The 10948-nt window shown below is 40.0% G+C and carries 12 protein-coding genes and 1 other annotated feature; all 12 genes read left to right on the top strand.

Going from position 1 to position 10948, the window contains the following annotated elements:
* The first annotated feature begins 45 nt into the window (after positions 1-45).
* The 12 genes from WYK_RS04570 to rplT all read left to right on the top strand — a co-directional run bounded on the left by WYK_RS04570 (position 46) and on the right by rplT (position 10934).
* Complete coding sequence (locus WYK_RS04570) at positions 46-1077, top strand: glyceraldehyde-3-phosphate dehydrogenase (protein WP_040373415.1); 1032 nt, start codon at positions 46-48, stop codon at positions 1075-1077.
* 269 nt (positions 1078-1346) lie between these two features.
* Complete coding sequence (speD, locus tag WYK_RS04565) at positions 1347-1727, top strand: adenosylmethionine decarboxylase (protein ID WP_040373414.1); 381 nt, start codon at positions 1347-1349, stop codon at positions 1725-1727.
* A gap of 144 nt (positions 1728-1871) precedes the next feature.
* Positions 1872-2270, top strand: a complete 399-nt coding sequence (locus WYK_RS04560; protein WP_152526405.1) for a hypothetical protein — start codon at positions 1872-1874, stop codon at positions 2268-2270.
* Positions 2271-2415: 145 nt separating this feature from the next.
* Positions 2416-2883, top strand: a complete 468-nt coding sequence (gene nrdR, locus WYK_RS04555; protein ID WP_040373416.1) for a transcriptional regulator NrdR — start codon at positions 2416-2418, stop codon at positions 2881-2883.
* 77 nt (positions 2884-2960) lie between these two features.
* Positions 2961-4352, top strand: coding sequence for a replication initiation and membrane attachment family protein (locus tag WYK_RS04550; protein WP_040373412.1), 1392 nt, complete (start codon positions 2961-2963; stop codon positions 4350-4352).
* 3 nt (positions 4353-4355) lie between these two features.
* On the top strand, positions 4356-5300 hold the full coding sequence (dnaI, locus tag WYK_RS04545; RefSeq protein WP_040373411.1) for a primosomal protein DnaI: 945 nt from the start codon (positions 4356-4358) through the stop codon (positions 5298-5300).
* A 127-nt stretch (positions 5301-5427) separates the two neighbouring features.
* Positions 5428-6309, top strand: coding sequence for a sporulation protein YtxC (ytxC, locus tag WYK_RS04540; RefSeq protein WP_040373410.1), 882 nt, complete (start codon positions 5428-5430; stop codon positions 6307-6309).
* A 390-nt stretch (positions 6310-6699) separates the two neighbouring features.
* Positions 6700-8631, top strand: a complete 1932-nt coding sequence (thrS, locus tag WYK_RS04535; protein WP_040373409.1) for a threonine--tRNA ligase — start codon at positions 6700-6702, stop codon at positions 8629-8631.
* Between the two features lie 280 nt (positions 8632-8911).
* A complete protein-coding gene (locus WYK_RS04530) occupies positions 8912-9403 on the top strand; it encodes a GNAT family N-acetyltransferase (protein ID WP_040373408.1) in 492 nt (163 codons plus the stop codon).
* 162 nt (positions 9404-9565) lie between these two features.
* Positions 9566-9699 (top strand) — a sequence feature (ribosomal protein L20 leader region).
* A 116-nt stretch (positions 9700-9815) separates the two neighbouring features.
* Positions 9816-10316 carry a translation initiation factor IF-3 gene (gene infC / locus WYK_RS04525; protein WP_040373407.1) on the top strand — a complete coding sequence of 167 codons (501 nt, stop codon included), beginning with the start codon at positions 9816-9818 and terminating at the stop codon, positions 10314-10316.
* A 22-nt stretch (positions 10317-10338) separates the two neighbouring features.
* Positions 10339-10539 (top strand): 50S ribosomal protein L35, encoded by a 201-nt coding sequence (rpmI, locus tag WYK_RS04520; RefSeq protein ID WP_040373406.1) that lies wholly within the window; start codon positions 10339-10341, stop codon positions 10537-10539.
* A gap of 35 nt (positions 10540-10574) precedes the next feature.
* Positions 10575-10934, top strand: coding sequence for a 50S ribosomal protein L20 (rplT, locus tag WYK_RS04515; RefSeq protein WP_040373405.1), 360 nt, complete (start codon positions 10575-10577; stop codon positions 10932-10934).
* The last annotated feature ends 14 nt before the right edge of the window (positions 10935-10948 follow it).

The following is a 10948-nucleotide window of genomic DNA, read 5'->3' as shown; positions in this document are numbered from 1 at the left end:
GAAACAAGTGGAAAAGTATAACACTAATTCGGGAGGGTCCGAAAAATGAATGCAAGAGCAGCTATTAATGGATTTGGTAGAATTGGAAGAATGGTATTTCGTCAAGCAATCGTAGATAACAAGGTTGACATAATTGCTATTAATGCAAGTTATCCTGCTGCAACATTAGCGCATTTAATTAAATATGATACGACTCATGGCAAGTTTGAAGGCGAAGTCATTGTTGAAGATCATGCATTGATTATTAATGGACGCCGAGTTCTATTATTAAATAACCGAGATCCTAAACAATTGCCATGGAAGGAATTAAACATAGATATTGTTATTGAAGCCACCGGGAAATTTAATCACAGAGATAAAGCGAGCTTGCATCTTGAAGCTGGTGCGAAAAAAGTGATTATTACGGCACCTGGTACAAATGAAGATATCACAATTGTTATGGGTGTAAACGAAGAACAGCTTGATGTAGATAAACATTTTGTCATTTCAAATGCGTCATGTACGACAAATTGTCTGGGTCCAATTGCAAAGGTACTCGACGAACAGTTTGGAATTGAAAATGGCATGATGACAACTGTCCATGCTTACACAAACGATCAAAATAATATAGACAATCCGCATAAAGATTTAAGAAGAGCAAGAGGTTGTGCCCAGAGTATTATTCCTACAAGTACGGGTGCTGCCAAAGCATTATCATTGGTGCTCCCTCAACTTAAGGGAAAACTTTCCGGCATGTCGTTGCGTGTGCCTACTCCAGACGTTTCATTGGTCGACCTTGTAGTTGATTTGAAATGTCCTGTAACCGTAAATCAGATAAATACAGCTTTTCATGAAGCAGCTTCCGGCCCATTAAAGGGGATTCTTGGTATCACGGATAAGCCATTGGTTTCGGTCGATTTCACGAGTGACCCGCATTCAGGTGTTATCGATGGATTATCGACAATGGTAATTGGTGAGAACAAAGTCAAAATCCTTGCTTGGTATGATAACGAATGGGGTTATTCCAGCCGAGTTCTTGATTTAGTGAAGTATGTTGCACAGGAAATGAAAAATGTTTCCGAAGTAAAAGCAGGATAAATATAGAGGAAAAAAAGCCTTTCTGCCCCTAGCGGAAAGCTTTTTTTTGTGTAAATGAATAGAGGGAAAATTTAAAATCAATTGATTTATAAAAAATCATATTGCAAAAAAAATCCAAACACAGTATACTATGACTCGTGAGCTGATTAGTGATCATAATGGCTACTTAAAGGGTTAGGACCTCTCTGGACTAACTTTCCCCCGTGGTAGTTGTTTGTAGAACAAGGTTTCTACAGAATCCTAAATCATGTAAAAGGGGGAAACTTAACATGGAAACAATGGGTAGACATGTAATCTCTGAACTTTGGGGATGTGACTTTGATAAACTGAATGACATGGATTTTATTGAAAAGACATTTGTAAATGCTGCGTTAAAATCAGGTGCAGAGGTACGTGAAGTAGCTTTTCATAAGTTTGCTCCGCAAGGTGTCAGCGGTGTTGTTATTATTTCGGAGTCGCATTTGACCATACACAGCTTTCCGGAACATGGTTATGCCAGTATTGACGTTTATACGTGCGGCGAACTTAATCCAAACGTAGCTGCAGAGTACATTGCCGAAGCATTGAATGCTCAAACACGCGAAAACATTGAGCTTCCGCGCGGCATGGGTCCGGTTCAAGTAAATCAGAGTAAAGTCACGGCGCAATAACTACTACTACTAAACCAAGAAGAGGTGCAGATGCATCTCTTTTTTTAATGGCTTTTTTTAGACAAATAAAGCCAAAAAAGGGCTTTTTATAACAGAAATGTCTTGCGAACATGTATAATAAAGGGAAAGAAATTTAAGGTGGAGATGAAGCAGATGGGTTGGGCTAAATCAATTGTTACTCGGTATAAACAACAATGTTCGACTAGTGATCACCATCAAGACAAAGAGCTGCAAACACGTTATTATAAGATTACACAAGACAAGGCGCTGACAGAAATAGAGGGGATTTTTAGCGATAAGCAACGGTATGAGATTAAATCAATCTCACGTGAGCATGGTGAAATATTGCTGGAAGCAAAAAAGCATGCAATCACCATTGTGGTTTCAGTCGTCCCTATCAGAAACTTTGAGAATGCAATTGATTTTTATGTGTCTACGGATAAATGGCGGCCGACAGGAGCTTATCCTCAGTTAAAACAAGAAGTAATAGAGGCATACAACAGACTTGGGAAAAAAATAACCGCAGTAGAATCAAGTAAATAAAATGTGCTAAGATGATATACATAATGCTGAATCGTTTTTTTGCTTGTACACAGTGGCGCTTTTATATAAGATAAAAGAAACGAAAAAAGGATATTCTCCCGGTAAGATGATTGCGGGAGTATTAAAAAACACGGAGCTGATACGTATGAAGTGCCCGTCTTGTCAATATAATGGAACCCGTGTCCTTGATTCCCGTCCCGTGGATGAAAGCAAATCAATTCGCCGCCGACGTGAATGTGAAGCGTGCGCTTATCGGTTTACAACATTTGAAAAGGTTGAGGAAATTCCTTTGATTGTTGTCAAAAAGGAAGGTACACGTGAGGAGTTCAGCCGTGACAAAATTCTACGCGGTTTAATCAGGGCTTGCGAAAAACGTCCAGTACCATTGAAGGAATTGGAAGATATAACGAACTATGTTGAAAAAGAATTACGGAACCAAGGTATTTCAGAAGTGAAAAGCGACTTGATTGGGGAAATGGTTATGGATCGGCTTGCGGAAGTTGATGAAGTGGCCTATGTAAGGTTTGCCTCGGTTTATCGTCAATTTAAAGATATTAATGTTTTTATTGATGAATTAAAGGAACTACTAAATAGAGAAGGGAAACAGAGCTAAAGACTCCTCTTTGGCTCTTTTCTATCGAGTGAAGGATTAGCTGGTACAACTGTGACCGTACGGAAAGGGTTGGTGTTATGACCAAGCATTGGCAGGAATTAATACCAGTGGACCGGTATATGGTTTCTTCAGCAGGACTGCTGCATGATTATGACAGAAAAATTTTGACGCTTCTTTACCAGCCGTTAATCGGACCTGTCTGCGTTAGTCTTTATATGACCCTGTGGAGTGAAATAGAAGCTAATCGGCTTTGGTCACACTCATCAACTCATTACAGCCTGATGAATACAATCGGTTTAAATTTGAATGAAATCTTCGAGGCGAGAACGAAGCTAGAAGGAATCGGATTATTAAAGGTCTATCGGAAGAAAATGAATGATGAAAAACAATTTATTTATGAATTGAGACCGCCATTAACGCCAGAGCAATTTTTTACAGATGGAATGCTGAATATCTACTTGTACAAGAAAATCGGTAAAGCCCATTTTAACCGCCTGAAAAAATTCTTTTGCGATGATCGGATACAAGTGGATGAGTTTGAAGAGGTAACCAAATCGTTTTCTGCTATTTTTACTTCCGATCATATGGATTCATTATACATGTCAGATGAGGCAGCCGATACGCTAGAACCTGAAAGCACTCAGCAATTTATCGGCCGTCCTGAGGGCGAGGAACCTGAAGGATTTGAGAGCACATTTGATTTTACGCTCTTTTTCTCAGGATTAAAAAGCTCGCTTGCTCCTAAAAAAGCATTTACATCTAAGGTGACTGAGACAATCAGCAAGCTCGCGTTTTTATATGGAATTAATCCGCTGCAAATGCAAGGACTCGTGATTGGTTCAGTGAATATGGATAACGAAATCGATTTGAAAGAGCTGAGAAAGTCGGCGCAAAATTGGTATCAAATCGAGTATAATAAGGACATGCCGTCTCTGACAGAAAGAGTGCAGCCTGTCAAACACAGAACGCAGCATGAAGAGCCGAAAACACAAGAACAGGAATATATCCGACACTTGGAAACGACCTCTCCAAGGGACCGCCTGATGCAGCTTTCAGGCGGCGCAGAGCCTTCTGCAAATGATATGCAGATTATTGAAGGAGTTATGCTGAATCAGAATTTGCGGCCTGGAGTTATAAATGTGTTAATTGAGTATGTTATGCTGAAAACGGATATGAAGCTCACCAAAGCTTATGTGGAGAAAATCGCCAGTCATTGGACACGAAAAAATGTCTCAACAGTCACTGAAGCGATGGAACTCGCTAAGAGTGAGCATCGCCAATATCAGGAATGGGCGAAAGCGAAAAAAGAAGGAAGAAACTCAAATAAAAAAGCAACCCGGACAGAACCAGTTCCGGAATGGCTCAATAAAGAAGAAACAGAGACAGCAGCAGTTGTTGACGATTCAGCATTAATAGAAAGAAAACGTCAGCTTGAGGAAAAAATGAAAAATCTTAAAAACAGGGGGTGATCAATGATGGAAAAAATAAATACGGCGCTTAACAAACTAGCGAATACAGGTCAATTTAAAAAACGGTATGATCATTTAAAAGATGAAGTGTTAAGTGACCCGGATATCGTATTGTACTTGAATGAAAATAGTTCGACGGTAACGAATGAAATGGTTGAAAAAAGTTTGGTCAAGCTCTATGAATTTACCACACAAAGTAAGCATAATTGTGAAAAATGCCCGACTCTTGGGGAGTGTAAAAATGTCTTGAAAGGCTATCAGCCTCGATTGATTATTCAAGGAAATTCACTAGATTTACAATATGATATGTGTCCGCGTAAAGCGGTTGATGATGATAAAAAGAAACGCGAAAAGCTGATTCAAAGTCTCTATGTCCCTCGGGACATTCTATCGGCATCGATCCGTGACTTTTATCAAACGGATTCTTCAGCAGGACGAATGGATGCAGCTGAAAAGGCCACAATTTTTGCTACGGAATACGAAGCAGGTAAGAAACAAAAAGGATTATATCTTCATGGTCAATTTGGCGTTGGCAAAACCTATTTGCTTGGTGCAATTGCTAATGAACTAGCTGAACGGAAGATTCCTTCTATGATTGTTTATGTGCCCGATTTCCTTAGAGAATTGAAGGGTTCAATTGGTGATAATACCTTAAACAGCAAGATTGAAATGGTGAAGAAGGCCTCAGTATTGATGTTGGATGATCTTGGTGCTGAATCCATGACAAGCTGGGGAAGAGACGAAGTCATCGGTCCGATTCTGCAGTTCAGAATGCTTGAGAATTTACCGACATTCTTTACTTCAAACTTTAATTTTGCAGAACTTAAGAATCATCTTACCTTCTCACAGCGTGGTGAAAAGGAAGAAGTTAAAGCAGCTCGAGTGATGGAGCGGATAATGTATCTTGCAGATCCTATCCATCTTGATGGGAAAAATCGCCGCCATTAAGCTTTAGTGAAATGCTCTTAGTCCGTCCATTCTTGGACGGCTATTTTTTTTGATAGACGTTCTGCTTCTAAATAAACAGCTTATCCCATATATATGAAGTACATAAGCATATGTAGGGGGGGATTTGGTGCGTATTTATTTTCAAGATAACGGAGAGGCAGAGAAGTTGAACAATATCATCTCTGACCACCCGCTGTGGATAGAGCTTCACACATTTTTTCATTGGCTTCCTAAAAATGAACTAATCGTTGACCTGGAGAGTGAGTATATGGAAAAGATGCATATGCTCCTCGGTGATGCGTTCTATACGTTTTTTTTAACGGAAAAAATTTGGGAATGGCTTGAACAAATTATTATTCTGCGCTTTTATTTTCGTGAACGTGATGAAATTGATGCGATTTTGGATATTTCAACGGCGATTATAGAAGGAGAAAGATTAGCTGGTGAGAATCTACCGCTGCGGAAAATCAGAGAGATGATTTCAGAAGGACTGGCTGCAGTGATTTTTGCAGACGGCCAAAGCTTTTCCTTCGACTCGTTCGCTATGTTTCGACTTAGAGCGATTTATGATATTCTCGGAACCTATGTGGAACATGCCATTGACGAGTACAAGCTGGAACAAGATTATCAAAGCTTTCTTGCGTCATTACGTGATTGCTTAAAGAAGCAGGAGCCGAAGATGAAGGTCCTGCATTTACTTCATCAAAATGACTTTAGTTTTTATACAGAGGATTTCCGTAAAGTAGATAAGAAGGAACTACAAATGATGATCAACCGGCGGTTATTCGCAGGGAATTTAATTTATGTGGATTCAACTACTCTTGCACCGCTTATTTCAATAGCACCAGAACGTGTCTATCTATATAGTGACCATGCAGAGGATGGTCATGTGCGGGCAATCGTCCGATTATTTGAAGAACGCAGTATAATTCGACCCATTACCACTTTCTTTGACTTGCAGAAAAAAGCGATTCAGCCATGGGATGACGAAGCAATACCTGGTTTATAATCAAAAAACGGTTTAAGTTGAGAAAAAAGCCCTTGATTTTCATTACATAACAACTTATAATTTGCTACATACTAATTTTATACATTTTAACGTTACGATTGAGGGCACGGGTATTCTTATAACCAGTTATTAGAGAGGGAAGTCATGGCTGAAAGCTTCCTAGCATGGACAGAACACTTACCACCTCAGAACTTCAGCCTGGAAAGCATGTGTGAGTAATGGCTGACGGAAAACCCCCGTTATCTGGTTACGAGTGTCGTTTTACCTGAAAGGGTGAAGCGGAACGAGGGTGGAACCGCGGGTCTAAATTAATTTATTAAGCTCGTCCCTGTATTTTATACAGGGGCGGGCTTTTTTGTTTGTTCCAAAAAATAGAAGGAGTGGTATTGCATGTCTGAATTACTGAACATTACATTCCCTGATGGCGCAGTGAAGGAATATCCATCAGGTATTTCGATTGAAGAAATCGCTGCTTCAATCAGCCCAGGGTTAAAGAAAAAATCTATCGCTGGAAAAGTGAATAACGAAATGTATGATCTGAAGCGTCCAATCGAAGAAGATGCTGCCATTGAAATCATTACTCAAGATAGTGAAGCCGCTCTTGAAGTATTGCGTCACAGTACAGCTCACTTAATGGCACAAGCTGTTAAGCGCCTCTATAAAGGTGCGAAGTTCGGTGTAGGTCCAGTTATTGAAGGCGGATTCTACTATGATATTGATTTGGAAGAATCACTGACTCCAGAAGACCTGCCGAAAATTGAAAAAGAAATGAAAAAAATTGTTAATGAAAATATTGAAGTAGTTCGTCTAGAGGTAAGTCGTGATGAAGCAATTAAACGATTTAAGGGTATTGATGATGAATATAAACTAGAACTAATTGAGGCCATCCCAGCTGATGAGCAGGTAACTATTTATGAACAGGGCGATTATTTCGATCTTTGCCGCGGCGTTCACGTTCCTTCAACTGGCAAGATTAAAGAATTTAAGCTTCTTAGTATTGCCGGAGCTTATTGGAGAGGGAACAGCGATAATAAAATGCTTCAACGTATTTATGGTACTGCCTTCTTCAAAAAAGAAGATCTTGCGGAACATATGCGTTTACTTGAAGAAGCAAAAGAGCGTGACCACCGTAAAATTGGGAAAGAGCTTCAATTGTTTACAAGCTCACAATTAGTTGGTCAAGGCCTTCCGTTATGGCTGCCAAAAGGTGCGACTATCCGTCGTGTAATCGAGCGGTATATTGTTGATAAAGAGCAGCGTCTTGGCTACGATCATGTTTATACTCCTATAATGGGAAGTGTCGATTTATATAAAACATCCGGCCACTGGGAGCATTACCAGGAGGATATGTTCCCAGTAATGGACCTTGATAATGAGCAGCTGGTTCTTCGTCCGATGAACTGTCCGCATCATATGATGGTCTACAAAAACAGCATTCACAGCTACCGTGAGCTGCCAATTCGTATTGCGGAACTTGGAACACAGCATCGTTATGAAATGTCCGGTGCCCTATCTGGTCTTCAGCGTGTTCGTGGTATGACGTTAAACGATGCTCATATCTTTGTACGCCCAGACCAAATTAAAGATGAGTTCAAACGTGTAGTGAACTTAATTCTTGCCGTTTATAAAGATTTCGATCTTAATGACTACTCATTCCGTCTTTCTTATCGCGATCCTGCCGATACTGAAAAGTATTTCGATGATGATGCAATGTGGGAAAAAGCACAAAGCATGCTGAAAGAAGCAATGGATGATCTAGGCTTAGATTACTTCGAAGCTGAAGGAGAAGCTGCTTTCTACGGACCTAAGCTGGATGTTCAGGTACGTACAGCACTTGGCAAGGACGAAACACTGTCTACTGTTCAACTTGATTTCTTATTGCCAGAACGCTTTGATTTAAATTATGTTGGAGAAGATGGCAAGCAGCACCGTCCAGTTGTTATCCACCGCGGCGTTGTATCAACAATGGAACGTTTCGTTGCTTTCTTGATTGAAGAATACAAAGGTGCTTTCCCAACATGGCTTGCACCAGTACAAGCGCAAATCATTCCGGTTTCGCCTGAAGTCCACCTTGATTATGCAAAAGAAATTCAAGAAAAACTTCAAGCAGAAGGATTACGTATTACAATGGATCAGCGTGATGAAAAAATCGGCTATAAGATCCGCGAAGCACAAATGCAAAAAATTCCTTATATGCTCGTTGTCGGTGACAATGAAACCAAAGAAGGCAGCGTAAACGTTCGTAAATACGGCGAACAAAAATCCGAAACCATGTCGTTTGAAGACTTCCTAAAAGTCATTAAAACAGAAGCAAAACTATAAGCAATAAAGGGACACTACCATGTGTCCCTTTATTTTAACAAAAGAAGACTGAAAAATATGTTAATTATTGCTGGACAGAGCTGACTCTTGCTGGATATACCTAGCGGGGTATTGAAGCCCCTTAATTAGCTGTCAGACGGGAATACGGGCTCACGAGACGGGAATATGATGATGCCAGACGAGAATACAGCTTCCCCAGACGGGATTAATGAGGATTACCGCTAAAATCCAACAGATATACCCTCCAGAGAAATCTAATTAATGAAATGGGGAATTGTTAATGATTCGAAAAGCAGTACCAGATGATGCGGAGCGTTTATTGCAGCTGTTTAAAGAAGTGGATCAGTCGAATGTCATGCTGTACGGTCCAGGGGAACGTCAAACACGGCCTGAGCAGATCCGTAAGAGGATTACTGCTGTGTCTGAAACGGATACTTCTGTGTGGCTGGTGGAGGACATTGGGGGTGTTCTTGCTGGTTATTTATTAATTGAGGGAAGTGCGCTTGAAAGGGTGCAGCATACCATTTATCTGGTTATCGGGATTTCTGAGGCATTTCGTGGACAAGGGATTGGAACAAGGCTTTTTGAGGAGATGGAGAAATGGGCGGTCGAACACGCTATTCACCGAGTGGAATTGACGGTACTTGCTCATAATGAATCCGCACGAGCACTTTATCGGAAGATGGGATTTGAAGTAGAGGGGACGAAAAGAAACTCTGTTTTTATTGATGGTAGGTATTGTGATGAATACTATTTATCCAAGTTAATTTAACAATATTTGTAGAAATGAAGGGAAGATATTAAAAAAGGTATTGCAAACTCTGTCGATATTTGATAAGATAATTTCTGTTGTTGTAATTAATATTTAATTAATGCATTTGACAGATCATCTGTGTTTATGATATATTTTCTAAGGTAAATTGAATACGTGTTTGAGTGAAAGAAGGAGCACCCGCTTCTCACCTGACGACGCAATAAGTTGTCTGCAGGTCATGATTTGATTATTTGAATTTATTCAACTTAGTCTATCAGTGTGGGTGTCATAGGCATCGACGCTTTTTTTGTGCGATAAGGCAAGAGCAAATCATGGGCGATTACGCCGATAGTCGTGTGTGAGAACTTTTTAATCAAACCGCTTATTCGTTAAATAACCTTGGAGGTGGCTAACTATTAGTAAAGACGCGATGGTAAACGAGGGCATCCGCGCCCGTGAAGTTCGACTAATCGATCAAAACGGAGAGCAGCTTGGAATTAAAACTAAATTCGAAGCAATGGAAATCGCCGCTCGTGTAAATCTTGATCTAGTTTTAGTTGCTGCGAATGCAAAGCCTCCGGTAGCCCGTATTATGGACTACGGAAAACACCGCTTCGAGCAGCAAAAGAAAGAAAAAGAAGCTCGTAAAAATCAAAAGATCATCAGTTTGAAAGAGGTTCGTTTGAGCCCTACAATTGAAGAACATGATTACAATACGAAACTTCGCAACGGGATTAAATTCCTTGAAAAAGGCGATAAAGTAAAAGCTTCTATCCGCTTTAAGGGACGTGCGATTACACATAAAGAGATTGGTCAACGTGTACTAGTTCGCTTTGCTGAAGCTTGTAAAGAAGTGGCTACTATTGAACAACATCCAAAAATGGATGGTCGCAGTATGTTCATTATATTAGCACCGAAAAACGAAAAGTAATTGTAATGAGGAGGAATACCTTATGCCAAAGATGAAAACTCACCGTGGTTCCGCTAAACGTTTCAAAAAAACTGGATCCGGTAAATTGAAGCGCGGAAATGCTTATACAAGCCATTTATTTGCTAACAAATCAACTAAGCAAAAACGCAATCTTCGTAAAGCTAGTCTTGTAAGTAAAGGTGACTACAAACGTATTCGTCACATGTTAGACAATATCAAGTAAAATCGATTGTTCGATTGAAATAGGAGGGAAATAACATGCCACGTGTAAAAGGCGGTACTGTTACTCGCAAACGTCGTAAAAAGGTTATAAAATTAGCTAAAGGTTACTATGGCGCGAAACATATTCTTTTCAAAGTAGCTAACCAACAAGTAATGAAGTCAGGAAACTACGCTTTCCGTGACCGTAAACAGAAAAAACGTGATTTCCGTAAATTATGGATCACACGTATCAATGCTGCAGCTCGCATCAACGGTCTTTCTTACAGCCGTTTAATGTTTGGCTTAAAGCTTGCTGGTATCGAAGTGAACCGCAAAATGCTTGCTGATCTTGCTATCAGTGATGCACAAGCATTCGCACAATTAGCAACTGCTGCTAAGCAACAATTAGAAAAATAAGATCATTTGATCTA

It is taken from the genome of Peribacillus psychrosaccharolyticus ATCC 23296 (assembly GCF_000305495.1).
GTDB lineage: Bacteria > Bacillota > Bacilli > Bacillales > DSM-1321 > Peribacillus > Peribacillus psychrosaccharolyticus.
Note: the sequence above shows the minus strand (reverse complement) of the source record. Positions and strands in the feature narration are given on the sequence as shown.